The organism is Acidovorax sp. NN32, from assembly GCF_057597245.1.
Map to the genome: position 1 here is coordinate 795,699 of NZ_CP199679.1, position 19,240 is coordinate 814,938.

The 19,240-nt window shown below is 64.6% G+C and carries 17 protein-coding genes; 10 read left to right on the forward strand and 7 right to left on the reverse strand.

Annotation, left to right across the window (positions count from 1 at the left end; all coding sequences use genetic code 11):
- Positions 1–163: 163 nt before the first annotated feature.
- The 6 genes from ACT89O_RS03720 to ACT89O_RS03745 all read right to left on the reverse strand — a co-directional run bounded on the left by ACT89O_RS03720 (position 164) and on the right by ACT89O_RS03745 (position 6,687).
- The gene (locus ACT89O_RS03720) at positions 164–1,258 is read right to left on the reverse strand and encodes an IS5 family transposase (protein WP_487260675.1); all 1,095 of its coding nucleotides are present in this window, start codon (positions 1,256–1,258) and stop codon (positions 164–166) included.
- A gap of 248 nt (positions 1,259–1,506) precedes the next feature.
- Positions 1,507–2,346, reverse strand: coding sequence for a phenylalanine 4-monooxygenase (phhA, locus tag ACT89O_RS03725; RefSeq protein ID WP_487261873.1), 840 nt, complete (start codon positions 2,344–2,346; stop codon positions 1,507–1,509).
- A gap of 66 nt (positions 2,347–2,412) precedes the next feature.
- Positions 2,413–3,381 carry a Bug family tripartite tricarboxylate transporter substrate binding protein gene (locus ACT89O_RS03730; protein ID WP_056059510.1) on the reverse strand — a complete coding sequence of 323 codons (969 nt, stop codon included), beginning with the start codon at positions 3,379–3,381 and terminating at the stop codon, positions 2,413–2,415.
- Positions 3,382–3,454: 73 nt separating this feature from the next.
- Positions 3,455–4,567, reverse strand: a complete 1,113-nt coding sequence (hppD, locus tag ACT89O_RS03735; protein WP_487261874.1) for a 4-hydroxyphenylpyruvate dioxygenase — start codon at positions 4,565–4,567, stop codon at positions 3,455–3,457.
- A gap of 185 nt (positions 4,568–4,752) precedes the next feature.
- Complete coding sequence (locus tag ACT89O_RS03740) at positions 4,753–5,742, reverse strand: lipase secretion chaperone (protein ID WP_487261875.1); 990 nt, start codon at positions 5,740–5,742, stop codon at positions 4,753–4,755.
- A gap of 3 nt (positions 5,743–5,745) precedes the next feature.
- A complete protein-coding gene (locus ACT89O_RS03745; RefSeq protein WP_055396875.1) occupies positions 5,746–6,687 on the reverse strand; it encodes an esterase/lipase family protein in 942 nt (313 codons plus the stop codon).
- 164 nt (positions 6,688–6,851) lie between these two features.
- Between ACT89O_RS03745 and ACT89O_RS03750 the strand changes: the two genes are divergently transcribed.
- The 6 genes from ACT89O_RS03750 (at position 6,852) to fabB (ending at position 12,815) form a co-directional block, all read left to right on the forward strand.
- Positions 6,852–7,334: an Lrp/AsnC family transcriptional regulator gene (locus ACT89O_RS03750; protein WP_055396873.1), complete on the forward strand. Its 483-nt coding sequence runs from the start codon at positions 6,852–6,854 to the stop codon at positions 7,332–7,334.
- Positions 7,335–7,555: 221 nt separating this feature from the next.
- Entirely contained in the window at positions 7,556–8,293 is a 738-nt protein-coding gene (locus ACT89O_RS03755) for a GNAT family N-acetyltransferase (RefSeq protein WP_055396871.1), read from the forward strand.
- 114 nt (positions 8,294–8,407) lie between these two features.
- Positions 8,408–9,292: a CorC family transporter gene (locus ACT89O_RS03760; protein ID WP_055396869.1), complete on the forward strand. Its 885-nt coding sequence runs from the start codon at positions 8,408–8,410 to the stop codon at positions 9,290–9,292.
- Positions 9,292–10,914 (forward strand): apolipoprotein N-acyltransferase, encoded by a 1,623-nt coding sequence (gene lnt / locus ACT89O_RS03765; RefSeq protein WP_487261876.1) that lies wholly within the window; start codon positions 9,292–9,294, stop codon positions 10,912–10,914. Before ACT89O_RS03760 ends, lnt begins: the two co-directional genes overlap by 1 nt.
- 159 nt (positions 10,915–11,073) lie before the next feature.
- The gene (gene fabA, locus ACT89O_RS03770) at positions 11,074–11,595 is read left to right on the forward strand and encodes a 3-hydroxyacyl-[acyl-carrier-protein] dehydratase FabA (protein ID WP_008907199.1); all 522 of its coding nucleotides are present in this window, start codon (positions 11,074–11,076) and stop codon (positions 11,593–11,595) included.
- The gene (fabB, locus tag ACT89O_RS03775; protein WP_055396863.1) at positions 11,592–12,815 is read left to right on the forward strand and encodes a beta-ketoacyl-ACP synthase I; all 1,224 of its coding nucleotides are present in this window, start codon (positions 11,592–11,594) and stop codon (positions 12,813–12,815) included. The genes fabA and fabB overlap by 4 nt, the downstream gene beginning before the upstream one ends.
- A gap of 10 nt (positions 12,816–12,825) precedes the next feature.
- Here fabB and ACT89O_RS03780 read toward each other — a convergent pair whose 3' ends face one another.
- A complete protein-coding gene (locus ACT89O_RS03780) occupies positions 12,826–13,743 on the reverse strand; it encodes a LysR family transcriptional regulator (protein ID WP_055396861.1) in 918 nt (305 codons plus the stop codon).
- A 213-nt stretch (positions 13,744–13,956) separates the two neighbouring features.
- Between ACT89O_RS03780 and ACT89O_RS03785 the strand changes: the two genes are divergently transcribed.
- The 4 genes from ACT89O_RS03785 (at position 13,957) to gmhB (ending at position 19,214) form a co-directional block, all read left to right on the forward strand.
- A complete protein-coding gene (locus tag ACT89O_RS03785; protein WP_055396859.1) occupies positions 13,957–15,033 on the forward strand; it encodes an asparaginase in 1,077 nt (358 codons plus the stop codon).
- A 449-nt stretch (positions 15,034–15,482) separates the two neighbouring features.
- Positions 15,483–16,388 (forward strand): glycine--tRNA ligase subunit alpha, encoded by a 906-nt coding sequence (gene glyQ, locus ACT89O_RS03790; RefSeq protein WP_008907201.1) that lies wholly within the window; start codon positions 15,483–15,485, stop codon positions 16,386–16,388.
- 20 nt (positions 16,389–16,408) lie between these two features.
- Complete coding sequence (gene glyS / locus ACT89O_RS03795) at positions 16,409–18,550, forward strand: glycine--tRNA ligase subunit beta (protein WP_487261877.1); 2,142 nt, start codon at positions 16,409–16,411, stop codon at positions 18,548–18,550.
- 52 nt (positions 18,551–18,602) lie between these two features.
- Complete coding sequence (gmhB, locus tag ACT89O_RS03800) at positions 18,603–19,214, forward strand: D-glycero-beta-D-manno-heptose 1,7-bisphosphate 7-phosphatase (protein WP_055396855.1); 612 nt, start codon at positions 18,603–18,605, stop codon at positions 19,212–19,214.
- Positions 19,215–19,240: the final 26 nt, after the last annotated feature.

Below are 19,240 nucleotides of genomic sequence, written 5' to 3' on the forward strand. Positions count from 1 at the left end.
GACTCGCCGCAGTTGTTTGAACGGAGCGCGTCAGCGCGCAGTGAGTTCTGCGGCGCACCCCGTGACCGAGCACCCCAGGTTGCCCCGTAGCGCAGCGAAGGGGTCGCAGACAGCAGGGTCGCCCTTTCTTTGGTGACTTTCTTTCGGAGGGTGTAGAAGAAATCTATCTCAACCGCCCCAGCAGCATCCGCGCCTGCGCCAGCCACACCCATGCCTGCGCATAGAACGGCTTGCGATCATGGTGCATCACAAGCCTTCGGTTACGCTCCAGCCATGCATGGGTGCGCTCCACCACCCAACGCTTCTTGGGCATGGCCACCGGCTGCTCTTCGCTCCACAACGATTGCTGAGCGTCATCCCAACGGTGACGGCCACTGTTTCGCACTATCTGCACCTGCACCCGGTGCACCTTTTCGATCTCCTGAGCACATTGCCCGGCATATGCACTGTCGGCCCACAACACCTTCAACGACCCGCCTGTGCGTGCGCACGCCTGTGCCACTGCTTGCCCAGCCGCTGCGCGGTCCGGTACAGCGGCGCTGGTGACCACCACCGCCAGCAGCAATCCCAGCGTATCCACGACCAGATGGCGCTTGCGCCCTTGAACCTTCTTGCCCGCATCAAAGCCCAGCGTTCCGCCCTGAGGGCTGCCACGGTTGGATTGGGAGTCGATCACGGCTTCACTGGGCTGCTCTGCGCGCTCCACACGTTGCCGCCACTGCTGGCGCAGACGCTCGTGCAGCGCTTCAAACTTGCCTTGACGGGCCCAGCGTACAAAGGCTTTTTGCACCGACTGCCAGGGAGGATAGATCTGGGTGGGCAGGTTGCGCCAGGACGAGCCGGTGCGCAGCACGTAGCAGCACGCTTCAACCACGCTGCGTCGAGAGTACGTTGCAGGCCGACCTCGCGCGCCGGGCTCTGGTTCGAACAAGTCCTGGGCCAGTGCCCATTCAGCGTCTGTGAGGGCAAGGGCCATGCCCGAGTCGCTGCTGGGGCGATGCAGGGCGGTGTAGCCGTAGCGGGTGCCAGGCTGCTGGGGGTTGGCGCGTGCCAGTTGCTGCTTGGGTCGTGTCCGCTGTAACCCAGCGGCCTTGAGCGCTGCACGCAGGGTCACTGTGCTGGGGGCGTTGCGGCCCATGCGTTCGCCCCAGACCAGGGCCAACTCCGGCAGTGTCGCCTGGGGGTTGTCGCGCACTACCTCGCGCAAGGCTGCGTACTCCCCAGTGGATATCACGGGCGGTCGGCCTGTCTTTGCCATTGCATTGCTCCTGCTTGGTCAGTGCGACAGGATTTTAATTTATTTCTTCTACACCCTCTCGGCGACGCGAAAGAAAGTTACTCGCATGCCGGGCGACTCCCGGCCTCCGCCCTGAAACACAGGCAAGCCTTCCAAACTAGCACGCCAAAGCTTCAACAGGTTCAGCCCGTACGGCCGCTGAATGCTATGAAAATGGTAGCTATTGGTGCTTTATAGAAAAGCGGTAGCAGCCAATTTCATTCGAAAAGTCAAGCCGCAACAGCTTCCCGCTCATCCGCAGCAAACTCCGGCAACCCCCGCAGCCGCTCATAGATCGGCGCAAAGTCCGCCGCAGTCATCTCAAACAACTGCTCAAAACTGTCGATCACAAAATACGTCTGCTGGTACGTATCGATCTTGTACTTCGTGCGCATCGTCCTCTCCAGCGCCAGCGGAATCCGCTGCGGCTCCGGGCTTTGCACCGAATACGCCAGCTCCCCCGACGAACTCAAAATCCCCGCCCCATACGCCCGCAACTCCCCCGCCTCGCGGATCAGCCCGAACTCGATCGTGTACCAGTACAGGCGGCTCAGCATTTCGCAAGACCCCAGCCCCTGCGCCTTCAGACCCCCCTGGCCGTAGCGCTGCACATAGTCGGCAAACACCGGGTTGAACAGCAGCGGCACATGCCCGAACAGGTCGTGAAAGATGTCGGGCTCGACGATGTACTCGAACTCCTCGGGCTTGCGGATCCAGTCCGTCACCGGGAACTTGCGGTTGGCCAGCAAGGTGAAAAACGGCACCTCGGGGATCAGCCCGGGCACGCCCACCAGCTCCCAGCCTGTGGCCTTGTAGAGGCGCTCGTTGACCTCTTCGAAGCGCGGAATGCGGTCGCTGGCGCCCAGTGAGGGCAGGGCGTCGATGAACGCCTGGCTCGCCAGGCCGGGCAGCAGGGCGCGCTGGCGCTCGTACAGGCGGCGGTAGGTGTCGTGGTCGGCGTCGGTGTAGCTCGCGTAGTCCTGCGGGCAGGTGTAGTCCGCGTTGGCGCGCGAATAGTCGCCACGCGGTGGACGGGTGGATTGGCCATAGACGACAGGGGCTTGTCCCATTTTTTTTCTCCTTTGCCGCCATGGTCGGCGCACCGCGACGGGGGTGCGCACCAGCCCACGCGGCTGCTAATCGATCTTGATCTTTGCGGCCCGGATCAGGAACTCGTACTTGCTGTTTTCCGAGCGCACAAACTGCGCAAACCCGTCGAGCGTCAGCTCTTCGGGCGTGATGCCCATCTTCTTGAACTTCTCCTTGCCAGCGGGCGAATGCATCGCTGCCGAGAACGCATTGGCATACCGGCGCGCGTCGGCATCGGGCAGCGAGGCGGGCGCGAACAGGCCGAACCAGGTCGACACGTTGAAGCCCTGCACGCTGTCGTTGATGCTGGGCACGTTCGGCAGCGCCTCATTGCGGCTGAGGGTGGTTACACCCAGCGCCAGCAGCTTGCCCGACTGGATCTGCGGCAACGCCGAGGCCAGGTTGTCAAACACCATCAGCACCTGGCCGGATTCCAGTGCGGCCAGCGCGGGCTTGGAGCCCTGGAAGGGCGTGTGGCCCATCTTGGTGTTGGTGAGCGACTTGAACATCTCGGCCGAGATGTGGCCGATGCTGCCGTTGCCGCCCGATCCGTACTTGGCCTGGTCCGGGTTCTTCTTGAGGTACTGCACCAAGTCGGGCGTGGTCTTGACGCCCAGCTTGGCGGCCTGCTCCGCATTCACCACCAGCACATTGGGCGTGCGCGCCACGAGGGCGATGGGCTTGAAGTCCTTGAGCGCGTTGTAAGGGAAGTTCTTGTACAGCCAGGGATTGACGGCGTGGGTGGCCACGGCGCCCATCAGCACCTGGTTGCTGGTCTTGGGTGATTTGGCGACCTGGTCCGCACCGGTACTACCACCCGCCCCCGGTTTGTTCTCCACGGTAATGGAGCCAAGCTGGGCTGCAGCACCCTCGGCCACGATGCGGGCCGAGGTGTCCAGCGGACCACCAGCGGGGTAGGGAACCACGATGGTGAGCGGGGCAGAGGGGCTTTGGGCCATGGCAAAGGTGGCCACACAGGTCAGGCCAACACTGAACAGGGTGCTACGGAGCGACATCGGGATCCTTATGAGTTCCGGGGAGCGCGCAGTATAGGCACCTGTTCAGGGTTAACCCTGGATGTCTGATGTCTTAGGTGTTCAGCACGCCACGGCGGATCTGGTCGCGCTCCAGCGACTCGAACAGCGCCTTGAAGTTGCCTTCGCCAAAACCATCGCGGTAGTCGCCTTCGCGCTGGATGAATTCGAAGAACACCGGGCCCAGCATGGGCGTGGAGAAGATCTGCAGCAGCAGGCGGGGCGTGCCGTCGGCCGTGGTGCCGTCCAGCAAGATGCCGCGCGACTGCAGTTCGGGCACAGGCTGGCCGTGGCCGGGCAGGCGGGTGTCTAGCATCTCGTAGTAGACCTCGTTGGGCGCGGTGGCCAGCTGCACGCCGCCCATGCCCAGCTTGTCCACCACGTCCAGCAGGTTGTCGCAGATCAGAGCGATGTGCTGAATGCCCTCGCCGTTGAACTGCATCAGGAATTCTTCGATCTGGCCGCCACCCTGCTTGGATTCTTCGTTCAGCGGGATGCGGATCTTGCCGTCGGGCGCCGTCATGGCCTTGCTGGTCAGGCCCGTGTATTCGCCCTGGATGTCGAAGTAGCGGATTTCGCGGAAGTTGAACAGCTTCTCGTAGAAATTGGCCCAGAAGCCCATGCGGCCGCGGTACACGTTGTGCGTAAGGTGGTCGATGAGGTTCAGGCCATGGCCCACGGGGCGGCGGTCCACGCCTTCGATGAACTCGAAGTCGATGTCGTAGATGGACTTGCCGTCTTCAAACCGGTCGATCAGATACAGCGGCGCACCACCAATGCCCTTGATGGCGGGCAGGCGCAGTTCCATGGGGCCGGTGGGGATCTCGATGGGCTGGGCGCCCAGCTCCAGTGCGCGGTTGTAAGCCTTGTGTGCATCCTTCACACGGAAGGCGAGGCCGCAGGCCGACGGGCCATGCTCGGCACCAAAGTAGGCGGCCTGGCTGTGGGGCTCGCGGTTCAGGATGAAGTTGATGCCGTTCTGGCGGTACAGCACCACATCCTTGGAGCGGTGCTTGGCGACCAGGGTGAAACCCAGCTTTTCGAACACGGCCTCCAGCACGCCGGGCTGGGGCGAGGTGAATTCGACGAACTCGAACCCCATCAGGCCCATGGGGTTGTCCCAGGCTTCCAGTTGGGCGGCGGTTTCTTGGGGCAAGGCGGCGTTCATGGGGTGTCTCCGGCATTTGTTGAGGAATGCCATGGACTGTAGGCGCGCCCTGCCTCATGTTTCTGGCGAAATCAAGAGGCTTGGGCCTCCGATTTGCAGGAATATTGTGAATGATCAAATTTCAGCGCATGACTAGGGCGCTGCTGAATCGTGTAGCAGCTGTCTTTTGCGTACGGCCACCGGCCTCACGACCCTGGCGTAACCGGTGGCAGGCGCCGCAGCGCCAGGGCGGCGTCGATGCGCTGCTGCTCCTCGGCAGAGAAAAGCTGCTGGCGCAGTCGCTGTAGCGCGGGGCCTTCGCCTTGTTGGGTGCGCGCCTGGGTGTATTGGTCGAGCCGCTGCTGCCAGTGTTGTTCTTCCCGGTCGAGCTGGGCCATGGCGTGGGCGGCGGCCTCGCCGTATTGCGCACTGCGGGCCGCGTGGCGGGTGCGCTCGTCGGTGTTTTGCGCGTTGAACGCGGCGGTTTGGGCGGCGGCGTTCAGGTGTTCGGTGGTGGCGGCGCGCTCGGCGCGGCGCGCTGCGGGCAATTCATTCTCTGCATCGCGCAAGGCCTGGGCGCGTTGTTCAGCGGTGAGCTGGGGGTTGCGCTCGATTTCCAGGCGTGCCAGGGTGTAGCGGTCCAGTTCCGCCTCGCGGGCGAACAGGGCGTCGTGCTCGGGGCCGTCAAAAAACTGCTGGCGCACCTTGTGGCGCGCTTCCAGCGCCTCGCGCAGGGCACCGGGGTCGTTCGGGTCCTGGGGAGGACGCAGTTGGCCCAGGGCCACGCGGTAGTCCACATAGCGCTCGGCCAGCGCCAACGCACGCGTAGCCAGGGCTGCCGGGAAGTGTTTGCCCACCAGCGCCGCCAGGCGTTGTTTGAGTGCGGCGGGGTCTGTCGCGCCGTCCTCCAGGGCTTCTGTGAGCAGTGCCTCCAGCGTGTCGCGCAGGCCGTGCGTCAGCAGGGGGTCTTCACCGCGGTCGGGGTCGGTGGCGCGGCGGGTGGCAAAGAAGCTGCTCTCCATGGGCCGCGCCGACAGGGTCTGGCCTGCACCGCCGGTTGGCGCTGCCGCCGCGCCGGGCACCGAACGCGGGTCCACCGCGCCCGGCAGGCCTTGCTGTGAACCCTGCCACCAGACCACGGCGGCCGTGGCGGCGACCAGGGCCACCCCTGCGGCGAAGGCGCGGGCGCGGTTCACGGCTTACAGGCCCTGTGCCTTGAGGCGGTTGGCGTGCTGGCGGTACAGCGTCACCGGGTCGGTGGAGAACCAGTCGCGCAGGCCCAGCAGTTGGTTCACTTCGTCGAGGTGGTTCTGCCGGTAGTCGCCCAGGTGTTTGCCCAGGCGCGAGGAGCAGGCCGACACCAGGCCGTCGTTGGCTTCGCCGAAGACCAGGCCCAACACGCCCAGCAGGGCGTCGCTCGCATCCAGCACGTTGGTCAGGGTCTTGGTGCCCGTCCAGGAGTAGTAGCGCACGCCGTTGACGAGTTCTGCGCCGCTGCCGCAGCCAGAGGTGGGGACGCCTTGCGGAAAGCGGCGGTTGAAGGCGGCGGAACCGGCGGTGGTGAGCGAGTCCAGCGCGGCGGTGGGCATCTGCGGCAGGCCCGAGCCGCCCGAAGTCAGGTTGATCAGCGCGACCAGCGCCGACGCCGCCCCGTTGGCGATGGTTTCGGAGACCGAACCCGCGGGTGCCACGCCACGCATGATGTCCGCCACCCGCGATCCCCGGTTGACCCCACCGACCGAGGTCACCGAGGCAACCTTGCCCGGCGCCACCCCGGCCACGTAGCGCGCCGTAGGCCCGCCGTGTGAATGCCCCACCAGGTTCACCTTGGCCGCGCCGGTGATGGCCAGGATGGTGTTCACCTGTGCGAGCAGCTGCTCACCCCGGACCTCGGTGCTGTTGGCGGCCGACACCTGGGCCACGTAGACCTTGGCGCCGCCCTGGCGCAGGGCGTCAGGGATGCCGTAGAAGTAGTCGACACCCAGGGCCGAATCAAACCCGAAAAGCCCGTGCACAAGCACGATGGGGTAGCGGGTCTGGGTGGTGCCCGTCTGGGCTTGCGCGCTGGCGCCGACGAGCAGCAATGCGGCGGTCGCGGCCAGAACAAATCGCCGCAAAAAGCGGCTGAGGAATCCGGTCATGCAGTTGTCTCCATAGGTATGTTTTTTGTATTTGCAAAAAAAGAACGATCGTTCGTTTTTGCGAGGTTTATTCTTCTTTTCTTCGTGTGGAGTCACTATCGGGACATACCCGAGCCTGCAATTCAGAAGGCGCGAAAAGTCAAAACTTCATAAAATCTTGCGCCATGCAAGCTTTAAACGCACTCGACAAGCTGGACAGGGCCATCCTGCGCCGTCTGCAAGAAAATGGCCGTGAGACGTACGACGTCATCGGTGAGCAGGTGGGCCTGTCGCCCAGTGCGGTGTTGCGCCGCGTCAAACGCCTGGAGGAAAGCCGCGTCATCGACCGGTACGTTGCATTGGTGCCCCCCGAGGCCGTGGGCCTGGGGCTGACGGCCTACCTCAACGTCCGGCTCGAAAAACACACCGAAAGCCACAAGCGCAACCCCATGGACCTGTTCCGCGCCAGCGTGCAGACCTGGCCCGAAGTGGTGGAGTGCGCGTCGCTCACGGGCGAGATGGACTACCTGCTGCGCGTGGTGGTGGCTGACATGGCGCACTACAGCAGGTTCATCATGGACACGCTGCTCAAACACCCCAGCGTGCAGGACTGCAAGACCAGTTTTGTGCTGGACCGCGTGAAGGCGACCACAGCCGTGCCGGTGTAAATAGGCTTTTGAACGGGTGCTGAAGGTGCCGCGAGCGTGACACCCCATGTTGCCCCGCGCCCCATGCCGCTATACCCTTGCGGGAAGCCGTTGGCGGAGGCGCCCAGCTTGCCAAGTGGGGCAGGAGTGCTGTGTGGAACAGGTTTGAGCTACCTCACTAATTTGTTGCAACGCAGCATTTTTGCTGGAAATAATGAGGGAAAACCCTTATATTTGCAGCCATGATCGCAACCAAAGACTGGCTCAAGGCATCCTGGTATGCAGGCAGGGATATGCTGCGCCCGGTGATGGGCGAATCGCCTGCCCATGAAACTCGCGTCAAGCAGGAGGTCCCCGTGATGGTTCCCATTCGTGCCCTGGGTCCCTCCTACCGGGAGCGGATCACCCAACATTTGCTCCAGCTGGAGCCCGCAGACCGCTATCTGCGTTTTGGCTACGCCGCCAACGACGAGCAGATCCGGCGCTATGCCGAGCAGCTCGACTTCAACCGCGACGAGATCTTCGGCATCTACAACCGCCGCCTCGAACTGATCGCCATGGCGCATCTGGCCTTCTCGGAGCACCCAGAGTACAAACATTGCGCCGAATTTGGCGTGTCGGTGCTCAAGCAGGCGCGTGGCCGGGGCTTCGGCGCACGCCTGTTCGAGCGGGCCGTGATGCATGCGCGCAATGAAGGTGTGAACATGGTTTTTATCCATGCGCTCTCCGAAAACACCGCCATGCTGAAAATTGCCCGCAAGGCCGGTGCCACCGTGCGCCGCGATGGTTCGGAGTCCGAGGCTTACCTCCAGATCGAACCGGCCAGCCTGGACACGCGCATGACCGAGATGGTCGAGCAGCAGTTCGCCGAGGTGGATTACCAGATCAAGAAGCAGGCCAAGCAGTTCTGGGACTTTTTGGCCAGCGTGCAGGAAGTGCGCAGTGGCGTGCAGCACGCGCGCCACCAATCTGCTGAATAGTCCGTCCATCCATCCCAAGGTCGCGCTGCGCGGCCTGCGGGGTTTGCGTAGCGGGCCGTCACAACTATCCGCTATCCTAGGGGCCTGATTCACTACCGCACGTCGTGCACTCCAGTGTCTGACCCGCATCCCGCGCACCCCGGGCGACCACCCGAGAGGGAAGACAAGCGCACCTTCCTGCAGAAAGTGGCCGAGTTCATCCATCCGGGGCCAGACTCCACGGAAGAACTCATCGAGACCCTGGCCGAAGCCGAAGACAACCAGGTCATTGGGGCCGATTCGCGCGTGATGCTGGAGCGCGTCATCCGCATGGCCGACATGACGGCGGGCGACGTGATGGTGGCCGCCCCTCGCATGGACCTCGTCAACATCGACGCACCTTTTGACGAGATGCTGCACCTTGTCATCAACACCGCGCACTCGCGATTTCCGGTGTACCAGGGCGAGCGCGAGAACATCATCGGCATCCTCATGGCCAAGGACCTGCTCAAGCTGCAGCGGGCGCCGGAGCTGAATATCCGAGCGCTGCTGCGCCCGGCCGCCTTTGTGCCTGAAAGCAAGGGCCTGAATGACCTGCTGCGCGAGTTTCGCGGCAACCGCAACCACCTGGCCATCGTGATCGACGAGTTTGGCCGCATGGCCGGGCTCATCACCATTGAAGACGTGCTCGAACAGATCGTGGGCGAGATCGAGGACGAGTTCGACATCCCCGAAGACGACGGCGACATCTTTGGCCTGGCCGACCGCACCTACCGGGTGAGTGGCGACACCTCGGTGGAGCGGGTGTGCGAGGCGTTTGATGTGCTGGTTCAGGGCAGCGACCCCCATGAAACCTTCGAAACCATCGGCGGCCTGATTGCCCACGAAATGGGCCATGTGCCCAAGCGCGGCGAGCACCTGCAGCTGAGCGGCCTGCACTTCGTCGTGCTGCACACCAAGGGCGGCGCCGTGCGCTGGTTCAAGGTGTCGCGGGTCGAAGAAGCCAGCGCCAGCGACTGATGGCCCGAGCTACCTCCACGCCGGGGCTGCCGCTGGCCCTGCAGGCGCTGCTGGCCGTGGCTGCTGGCGTGGCGCAGGCGGCCTCGCTGGCCTGGCCCTGGAGCGGTGAGCCCCTGTGGTGGCTGCAGATCGCCTCCATGGCGGTGCTGGCCTGGCTGGTGCGACCACATGCCACGGTGTCTGTCTCCTGGCAGCGCGGCGCGGCCATCGGTGGCCTGTTTGCCACGGCCTGGCTGGCCGGGACCTTCTGGTGGCTTTTCATCTCCATGCACACCTACGGCGGGCTGGCAGCGCCGCTGGCCGTGGCGGCGGTGCTGGGGCTGGCGGCGTTCCTCGCCAGCTACTACGCGGCGATGTTGGGGCTTTTTTGCCGCCTGGCGCTTACCAGTAAAGCGCTAACAGCTATCATTTTTGGAGCATTCTGGCTGGTGGCCGAACTGGCGCGTGGCACCTTGTGGACGGGGTTCCCCTGGGGCGCTGGCGGTTATGCCCATGTGGATGGGCCGCTGGCGGCGCTGGCGCGCTACGGGGGCGTCTATGGGCTGGGGGCGGTTGCTGCGATGCTGGCGATGGGGGCGGTGCAAGTGCGGCGCGCCGACTTCCGTGGCTGGCGCCTGTGGGCGCTGCTGCTGGCCTTGGGGGCAGCGCTGGCCCTGGCCACGGTAGACCGCTTTTGTGCCATCCATCTCTGCTCCACACCCCTGCAGCGCCCGGCGCCTTCCCTGAGTCTGGAGCTTCTGCAGGGCAATATCCCGCAGGACGAGAAATTTCAGTCGGGCAGCGGCGTGCCGCTGGCACTGAAGTGGTATGCCGAAGCGCTGCGCGACGCCAAGGCCGATCTCGTGGTGGCGCCTGAAACGGCCATCCCGCTGCTGCCTCAACAGCTCATTCCGGGCTACCTGGAAGGCATCCAGCAGCGCTACGCGCAGGGTCCGCAGGCCGCGCTGCTGGGCATTCCGCTGGGCGACGAGGCGCAGGGCTACACCAATTCGGTGCTTGGCATGAGCCCCGCCACCGGGGCCACGCCCTACCGCTACGACAAACACCACCTGGTGCCGTTTGGCGAATTCATCCCGCCCTTTTTCAGGTGGTTCACGGCCATGATGAACATTCCGTTGGGGGACTTCAACCGGGGTGTGGTGGGGCAGCCCTCCTTTGCCTGGGCGGGCCAGCGCATTGCGCCCAACATCTGTTACGAAGACCTTTTTGGCGAAGAGCTGGGGGCTCGTTTCATCGACCCGGCTCAGGCGCCCACGGTGTTCGTCAACTTCAGCAATATCGGCTGGTTTGGCGACACCGTGGCCATTGACCAACACCTGCAGATCAGCCGCATGCGTGCCCTGGAGTTCGAGCGCCCCATGGTGCGCGCCACCAACACCGGCGCCACCGCCATCATCGACCACCGGGGTGTGGTGACGCACCAGCTGGCGCGCACTACACGCGGCGTGCTCAAGGGCGAGGTGCAAGGCCGGGGGCTGGATGCGCAAAGTGGCTGGGCCATCACGCCCTACGCCTGGTGGGTGTCGCGCTGGGGCCTGTGGCCGCTCTGGATGTTCGGGGCGCTGGTGCTGGCGCTTGGCGTGTGGGCCAGAAACAAGGACATGGGGGTGCGCCGCCATTGATCCAGGTCAGGCGCCGACAGGGCGGGGCGGGTGGCTTGGCAGGCCATTGTTTAGAGGCAGCTCCCTATGCCTTGATAATAGAGCCCCGCAAGACGGGGCTGTATTGCATACAACGATGATTTGAGGCGGGCCAACCGCTGTTCTGGAGCACGACTGAAAATGGCAGATTCCTTTTCCTACGAACAACTGATCGCCTCGGGCGAGGGCCGGCTGTTCGGCGCCGACAGCGGGCGCCTGCCGCTGCCGCCCATGCTGATGTTTGACCGCATCACGCACATCGACAGCGATGGTGGCGCGCACGGGCTGGGAAAGATCCGCGCCGAGCTCGATGTCAAACCCGACCTGTGGTTCTTTGCCTGCCACTTTCAGGGCGACCCGGTCATGCCCGGCTGCCTGGGGCTCGATGCCATGTGGCAGCTCATCGGTTTTTACCTGACCTGGCTGCAGCTGCCCGGCCGGGGCCGTGCGCTGGGTGCGGGCGAGGTCAAGTTCACCGGCGAAGTGGGCCCGGACGTGAAGCTCGTCACCTACGAAATCGACATCAAGCGCGTCATCAAGCGCAAGCTGGTCATGGCCATTGGCGATGCCCGCCTGCTGGCTGATGGCAAGGAAATCTATGTAGCCAATGACCTGCGCGTGGGCTTGTTCAAGCGCGAGGAAGACGGCAAGGACGCAGCATGACCACCAAGAAGCGCGTAGTCATCACCGGCGCGGGCATCGTCTCGTGCATTGGCAACGACCTGGCCACCGTGGAAGCCTCCCTGCGTGAAGGCAAAAGCGGCATCAAGGCCGTCGAAAAATTCACCGAGCTGGGCCTGCGCAGCCAGGTGGGTGGTGCGCCCGAGATCGACATCGAGGCGCGTATCGACCGCAAGCAGCTGCGCTTCATGGGTGATGCGGCCGCGTATGCGCAGATCGCGCTCGAAGACGCCATTGCCCAGGCGGGTCTCACGCCTGAGCAGGTGAGCCACCCGCGCACCGGCCTCATCATGGGCTCGGGCGGCGGATCGCCTGCCAACCAGATCGAGGCGGCCGACACGCTGCGCGAAAAGGGTATCCGCCGCGTCGGGCCCTACCAGGTCACGCGCTGCATGAGCTCCACCGTCTCTGCCTGCCTGGCCACCAACTTCAAGGTCAAGGGCATCAACTACTCCATCACCTCGGCCTGCTCCACCTCGGCCCACTGCATCGGTGTAGCCGCGCAGCAGATTGCCTGGGGCATGCAGGACGTGATGTTTGCGGGTGGTGGCGAGGAATTGAGCTGGGGCATGTCGCTGCTGTTTGATGGCATGGGTGCCATGTCCAGCAAGTACAACGCCACGCCCGAGAAGGCCTCGCGCGCCTACGACGCGAACCGCGACGGCTTCGTGATCGCCGGCGGCGGCGGCGCCGTGGTGCTGGAAAGCCTCGAACACGCCCAGGCGCGCGGCGCCACCATCCTGGCCGAAGTGGTGGGCTTTGGCGCCACCAGCGATGGCGAAGACATGGTGGCCCCCTCGGGCGATGGTGCCATTGCCTGCATGCAGCAGGCCATGGAAGGGCTTGACGCCCCCATCGACTACATCAACACCCACGGCACCTCCACGCCGGTGGGCGACATGCAGGAAGTGCGCGCCATGCGCGCCCTGTTTGGCGACAAGGTGCCGCCGTTTTCGTCCACCAAGTCGCTCACGGGCCACTCGCTGGGCGCCACGGGTGTGCAAGAGGCCATCTACTGCGTGATCATGCTCAACAAGGGCTTCATCGCCGGTTCTGCCAACGTGGAGACGCCCGACCCGGCACTGGGTGACATGCCCCTGGTTACGCAAACGCGCGATGCGCAGCTGACCACGGTGTTGTCCAACAGCTTCGGCTTTGGTGGCACCAACGCCAGCCTGGTGCTGCGCCGCTGGAACCACTGACCGCTGCCTCCTAGCGCTTGGCAGGCTTGGGGTTGGGCTGCAGGGCCTCGTGCAGCAGGGTGGGCAGCATGGCCAGCATGCGCGTGGCCTGCAGACCGGGTGGCAACGCCCTTGCATGGTAGCTGTACAGCGACATGGGGGGCAGTTCGTGCAGCTCCTGCGCCACTATCTGCGCGGGGTCGAGCCCTTTGGCGGTGAGAAAGTCCACCACCGTCCATCCCATGCCCCGGCGCACCAGTTCCAGCGCCAGGCGCGATGTCTGCACCTGGATGCCAGGCCCGGCGGGAGAGCCCAGCCGTTGCGCGAGTTCGTCAATCGCCTGGCGCATGGGGTCGTCGCCCACCAGGCGGATCACCGGCACCTGCGCCAGCCGCGCGCCGGGGCTGGCGGCACGGGGTGCACGTGCCCACACACTGGTCGCCACCGCCAGGTACAGCCTGCCGCTGACCAGCAGGTCGCTCGCAATTTGCGGGTGCGGGTGTTTGTAGAAACCCAGGCAAAAGTCCACGCTGCGCGTGAGCAGCGCCTGCGTCATCTGGTCCTGGTGGATGGTGCGCACCTCCACGCCCACCTGCGGATGCTGCTCGGCATGGTGTTGCAACAGGCGCGGCAGAAACTCGTGGGTGATCGACGGGATCGCCCCCAGGCGTACATCGCCCGAATCGCTGGTGGCCAGGTTGCGCGCGGTGCGCTTGAGTGCGTCGAGCTGCCGGTAGATGCCAGTGGATTCGGCCGCCAGCACCTGGGCCTCGGGGGTGGGGGTCAAGCCCGAAGGTGTGCGGTTGAACAGCCGGTAGCCCAGCTGCAGCTCGGTGTGCGCAATGGCCTTGCTGACCGCCGAGGGCGTGATGCACAGCAGGCGCGCCGCTGCGCTCATGTTGCCAGTCTGCAGCACGGCCTGAAATACTTCCAGTTGCCGCAAGTTCATTCCAGCGCTGCTCCGGTGTATGTGCCCGTGCGACCCGAATACTGGGATCGGGTGGAGGTGTTGGGGGTGTGAGTGAAATTCATAAGGGTGGGTCAATTATTCCGCATGACTGTGTTCTGCTTTCTCATAGGATGCGGCACCGCTTCACGGGCGGGTTTTGCAAAGAGCGGCGCAACGCGCGTCGCCAACCCCAAAAAAACAGGAGACACCCTCATGCGCATTTCTTCCTCCCCCACTGCCAGCCGCTGGCTCGCAGGCTTGCTGTTGTCGGCCGCGTCCGCTGTGGCCATGGCCCAGGCTGCCAAGCCCAATGTGGTGGTGCTGGCCACGGGCGGCACCATTGCAGGTGCTGGCGCCTCGGCCGCCAACAGCGCCACCTACGCTGCTGCCAAGGTGCCGGTCGATAAACTGCTGGCAGGCCTGCCCGAGCTGGCCAATGTGGCCAAGGTGTCCGGTGAGCAGGTGTTCCAGATCGCGTCTGAAAGCTTCACCAACGAGCACCTGTTGCGCCTCGGCCAGCGTGTGTCGGCGCTGGCCAAGCAGGCGGATGTGGACGGCATTGTCATCACCCACGGCACCGACACGCTCGAAGAAACCGCGTACTTCCTGAACCTCACCGTGCGCACCAACAAGCCCATCGTGGTGGTGGGTTCCATGCGCCCCGGCACGGCCCTGTCGGCCGACGGCGCGCTGAACCTGTACGACGCCGTGACCGTGGCCGCCAGCAAGGATGCCGCTGGCAAGGGCGTGCTGGTCACGATGAACGACGAGATCCAGAGTGGTCGCGACGTGAGCAAGACCATCAACATCAAGACCGAGGCCTTCAAGAGCCAGTGGGGCCCACTGGGCATGGTGGTGGAAGGCAAGAACTACTGGTTCCGCGCGCCGGTCAAGCGCCACACCATGCAATCGGAGTTCAACATCGACGACATCAAGGCCCTGCCCGCCGTGGACATCGTCTATGGCTACAGCAACATGAACACCACGGGTATTGAAGCCTACGGCAAGGCGGGCGTGAAGGCGCTGATCCACGCCGGTACGGGCAACGGCTCGGTGGCCGCACAGGCGGTGGATTCGCTCAAGGCACTGCGTGCTGCGGGCGTGCAGATCGTTCGCTCGGCCCGCGTGCCCGACGGTTTTGTGCTGCGCAATGCCGAGCAGCCTGACGACAAGTACGACTGGGTGGTGGCCCACGACCTGCGCCCCCAAAAGGCCCGCATCCTGGCCATGGTGGCCCTCACCAAGACCAATGACAGCAAGGAACTGCAGCGGATTTTCTGGGAGTATTGATTCCCCCTGAGGCGCTGCGCGCCTTCCCCCTGAGGGGGACGCACCCGGTGGACTGGCGGAGCCAGATCCACGGGTGCTCTCGCGATGACCGCGCGTCCAGTTGGACCTTGGGTTGCGCGAGTCTTGCGACAGATTTTCGATACGTGATTTGGCGCACAACACGTGCGCCGACGGGCTGCCCGCAAAGGTGGTCACCGGTACGCACCGGCTTATAGCCCGCGTGACTGGTTGGGAAGGCTGGGGCTCCAAAAGGGCTCCGGCCTTTTTTCATGGGAGGGCGGATGCTGCTTGTTTGTCGAGCCCCAGCCGCAGCGCCGTAAAATGACCGGTTGCGCGCGCGAGCCCGCGCTTGCAGCCTTTGGTGGCTGCAGGCGGCGGGCCTGACATACGCACCGCCTTTTCTTTCCCCCTTACTTGCCCGGCCCTGGCTTGCCAGTGCCACAGACGCCATGTTGACATTCCAGCAAATCATTCTGAAGCTGCAGTCCTACTGGGACGCGCAGGGTTGCGCCCTTTTGCAACCCTATGACATGGAAGTGGGCGCCGGCACCTCGCACACTGCCACCTTCCTGCGCGCCATCGGCCCCGAGCCCTGGAAGGCCGCCTACGTGCAGCCCAGCCGCCGCCCCAAGGACGGCCGCTACGGCGAGAACCCCAACCGCCTGCAGCACTACTACCAGTACCAGGTGGTGCTCAAGCCCGCACCCGCCAACATCCTGGAGCTTTACCTGGGCAGCCTCGAAGCCCTGGGCTTCGATCTGAAAAAGAACGACATCCGCTTTGTCGAAGACGACTGGGAGAACCCCACGCTCGGCGCCTGGGGCCTGGGCTGGGAGGTGTGGCTCAATGGCATGGAGGTGACGCAGTTCACGTACTTCCAGCAGGTGGGCGGTATCGATTGCAAGCCCGCCACCGGCGAGATCACCTACGGCCTGGAGCGCCTGGCCATGTACCTGCAGGGCGTGGACAACGTCTACAACCTCAAGTGGACCGACACCCTGAGCTACGGTGACGTGTACAAGCAAAACGAGGTGGAGCAGTCCACCTACAACTTCGAGCACAGCGACGCGGACTTTTTGTTCACCGCCTTCAACGCGCACGAAAAGCAGGCGAAGTACCTCATGGAGCAGCAGCTGGCGTTGCCCGCGTATGAGCAGGTGCTCAAGGCCGCACACAGCTTCAACCTGCTGGATGCGCGCGGTGCCATCAGCGTGACGGAACGCGCCGCCTACATCGGCCGCATCCGCAACCTGGCCCGTGCCGTGGCGCAGAGCTACTACGAAAGCCGCGAGCGCCTGGGCTTCCCCATGGCGCCGCGCGAGTGGGTGGAACAGATGGTCAAAAAGGCAGCGTGAACGAGCGAAAGAACAAGAACATGACGACCCAAAACCTCCTCGTTGAACTGTTTGTCGAAGAACTGCCCCCCAAGGCGCTGCAGAAGCTGGGCGATGCCTTTGCCACCGTGCTGGGCGACCAGCTCAAGGCCCTGGGCCTGGCGTCCGCAGCCTCGGTGGTCACCCCCTTTGCCTCGCCCCGCCGCCTCGCTGCCCATGTGACGGCCGTGGCCGACAAGGCCACCGACAAGGCCGTGCAGCAAAAGTTGATGCCCGTGACCGTGGGCTTGGACAAAGACGGCAACGCCACGCCTGCGCTACTGAAAAAGCTGCAGGCGCTGGGCGCCGATGTGTCCAACCCCGCCGCCGCTGTGGCTGCCTTGAAGCGCGCGCAGGACGGCAAGGCTGAAGCCCTGTTCTACGACAGCGTGGTGCCCGGTGCCACGTTGGAGGCTGGCCTGCAAAAGGCGCTGGATGAAGCCATCGCCAAGCTCCCCATCCCCAAGGTGATGAGCTACCAGCTCGAAACCGACTGTGAGCTGCCCGGCTGGACCAGCGTGAACTTTGTGCGCCCCGCACACGGCCTGGTCGCGCTGCATGGCAGCACGGTGGTGCCCGTGAAGGCGCTGGGCCTCACGGCGGGCAACAGCACCACCGGCCACCGTTTTGAAGCCGCCGTGTCGCCCGTGGTGCTGGCCGATGCCGACAGCTACGCCGCCACGCTGAAGAAGGATGGCGCCGTGATCGCCAGCTTTGCCGAGCGCAAGGCCGAGATCGCGCGCCAGCTGGCCGCTGCTGCTGCGAAGGTGGGCAATGGCGCCCGCCCCATTGAAGACGAGGCGCTGCTCGACGAAGTGACCGCGCTGGTCGAGCGCCCCAACGTGGTCATCTGCCAGTTTGAAGAGCAGTTCCTGGGCGTGCCGCAGGAATGCCTCATCCTCACGATGAAGGCCAACCAGAAGTACTTCCCGCTGCTGGACGCTGCAGGCAAGCTGACCAACAAGTTCCTGGTGGTCAGCAACATCAGCCCCGAAGACACGAGCTTTGTGACCGGCGGCAACGAGCGCGTGGTGCGCCCCCGTTTGGCCGATGCCAAGTTTTTCTTCGACCAAGACCGCAAAAAGACGCTGGCCTCGCGCGTCGAAGGCCTCTCCAAGGTGGTCTATCACAACAAGCTGGGCACGCAGGGTGAACGCGTGGAGCGCGTGCGCGCCATTGCCAAGGCGATTGCATCCCAGCTGGGCGACGCACAACTGGTGCAGGATGCCGACCTGTCCGCGCAACTGGCCAAGACCGACCTCGTGACCGACATGGTGGGCGAATTCCCTGAGCTGCAGGGCATCATGGGCGGCTACTACGCCCTGAACGACGGCCTGGGCGAAACCGTGGCGCACGCCATCGAAGACCACTACAAGCCGCGGTTTGCGGGCGACGCGCTGCCGCGCAACACCGCTGGCGTCGTGGTGGCCCTGGCCGACAAGCTGGAAACCCTGGTTGGCATGTTTGGCATCGGCAACCTGCCCACCGGCGACCGCGACCCGTTTGCGCTGCGCCGCCACGCGCTGGGCGTGATCCGCATGCTGGTCGAGAAGGATCTGCCGCTGGAGATGAATGCGCTTCTGGCTGGTGCAGTGCCCGCCTTTGGCGACAAGATCACCGATGCTTCAGCGGCCCTGGCCGACTTCATCTACGACCGCCTCGCCGGCAGCCTGCGTGAGCAAGGCTACAGCGCCCAGGAAGTCGACGCGGTGCTAGCCCTGCGCCCGCAGCGTCTGGCCTTGGTCGAAAAACAACTCGCCGCAGTGCGCGCCTTCGCCGCCTTGCCCGAAAGCCCCGCCCTTGCCGCCGCCAACAAGCGCGTGGGCAACATCCTCAAGAAGGCCGAGGTCGAAGGCCCGGTGGACGCGCACGTGAACCCCGAGCTGCTGCAGGAAAAAGCCGAGCAGGACCTCTACGCTGCGCTGCAGCGTTTTGTGCCCGAGGCCAATGCGCAGTTCGACGCTGGCGACTACACCGCCAGCCTGCAGACCCTGGCCGTGCTGCGTGCGCCGGTGGACGCGTTCTTTGACGATGTGATGGTCAACGCCGAGCAACTGGATGTGCGCATGAATCGCCTGGGCCTGCTCAAGATGCTGCACAACGCGATGAACCGCGTGGCCGACCTGTCCCGCCTGGCGGTTTGACCGGTTTGCACAAGCTGCTAGGCTGGCGGTTCTCACAAGGTAAACCCCTCCAATGAAACTCGCCATCCTCGACCGCGACGGCACCCTCAATCCGCTGGCGGACGACTACGTCACCGCTGCCGACGAGTGGACCGCTGTGCCGGGCGCGCTCGAAGCCATTGCGCGCCTCAACCATGCGGGCTGGCATGTGGTGGTGGCCACCAACCAGCCGGGCCTGGGCCGGGGCTTGTTTGATGTGGTAGCGCTCAACGCCATCCACGCCAAGATGCACCGCCAGGTGGCGGCGGTGGGTGGGCGCATTGATGCCGTTTTCTACTGCCCCCACGCGGCCGATGAGGAGTGTGCGTGCCGCAAGCCCGCCCCCGGGCTGCTGGAGCAGATCAGTGACCGCTATGGGGTGGAGCGTGAGGATGTGCAGGTGGTGGGCAGCTGCACCGCGCACCTGCAGGCAGGCGCCGCACTGGGCGCACAGCTGCACCTGGTGTGCACGGGGCAGTCGGCGCAGGTACACCCGGGTGGCCCCTTGCCAGCGGGGGTTCCGCCGGGCACGCGCGTGCATGCCAGCCTGGGTGATTTTGTGGACCAGCTTTTGCCTGCTGTGCAGCCCGCTGCGGCACCCCTGGCGGCGACACCCCTGCCAGCGCCTGGTGGTGCCGCTTTCTGATGCTATTACTTTAATAGCTGTTAGCG

Coding starts and splice junctions, on each gene's coding strand:
- ACT89O_RS03720 (WP_487260675.1), bottom strand. CDS start 1,258: ATGGCAAAGACAGGCCGACCGCCCGTGATATCCACTGGGGAGTACGCA.
- phhA (WP_487261873.1), bottom strand. CDS start 2,346: ATGGGACAAGCCCCTGTCGTCTATGGCCAATCCACCCGTCCACCGCGT.
- ACT89O_RS03730 (WP_056059510.1), bottom strand. CDS start 3,381: ATGTCGCTCCGTAGCACCCTGTTCAGTGTTGGCCTGACCTGTGTGGCC.
- hppD (WP_487261874.1), bottom strand. CDS start 4,567: ATGAACGCCGCCTTGCCCCAAGAAACCGCCGCCCAACTGGAAGCCTGG.
- ACT89O_RS03745 (WP_055396875.1), bottom strand. CDS start 6,687: ATGACCGGATTCCTCAGCCGCTTTTTGCGGCGATTTGTTCTGGCCGCG.
- ACT89O_RS03750 (WP_055396873.1), top strand. CDS start 6,852: ATGCAAGCTTTAAACGCACTCGACAAGCTGGACAGGGCCATCCTGCGC.
- ACT89O_RS03755 (WP_055396871.1), top strand. CDS start 7,556: ATGATCGCAACCAAAGACTGGCTCAAGGCATCCTGGTATGCAGGCAGG.
- lnt (WP_487261876.1), top strand. CDS start 9,292: ATGGCCCGAGCTACCTCCACGCCGGGGCTGCCGCTGGCCCTGCAGGCG.
- fabA (WP_008907199.1), top strand. CDS start 11,074: ATGGCAGATTCCTTTTCCTACGAACAACTGATCGCCTCGGGCGAGGGC.
- fabB (WP_055396863.1), top strand. CDS start 11,592: ATGACCACCAAGAAGCGCGTAGTCATCACCGGCGCGGGCATCGTCTCG.
- ACT89O_RS03780 (WP_055396861.1), bottom strand. CDS start 13,743: ATGAACTTGCGGCAACTGGAAGTATTTCAGGCCGTGCTGCAGACTGGC.
- ACT89O_RS03785 (WP_055396859.1), top strand. CDS start 13,957: ATGCGCATTTCTTCCTCCCCCACTGCCAGCCGCTGGCTCGCAGGCTTG.
- glyQ (WP_008907201.1), top strand. CDS start 15,483: ATGTTGACATTCCAGCAAATCATTCTGAAGCTGCAGTCCTACTGGGAC.
- glyS (WP_487261877.1), top strand. CDS start 16,409: ATGACGACCCAAAACCTCCTCGTTGAACTGTTTGTCGAAGAACTGCCC.
- gmhB (WP_055396855.1), top strand. CDS start 18,603: ATGAAACTCGCCATCCTCGACCGCGACGGCACCCTCAATCCGCTGGCG.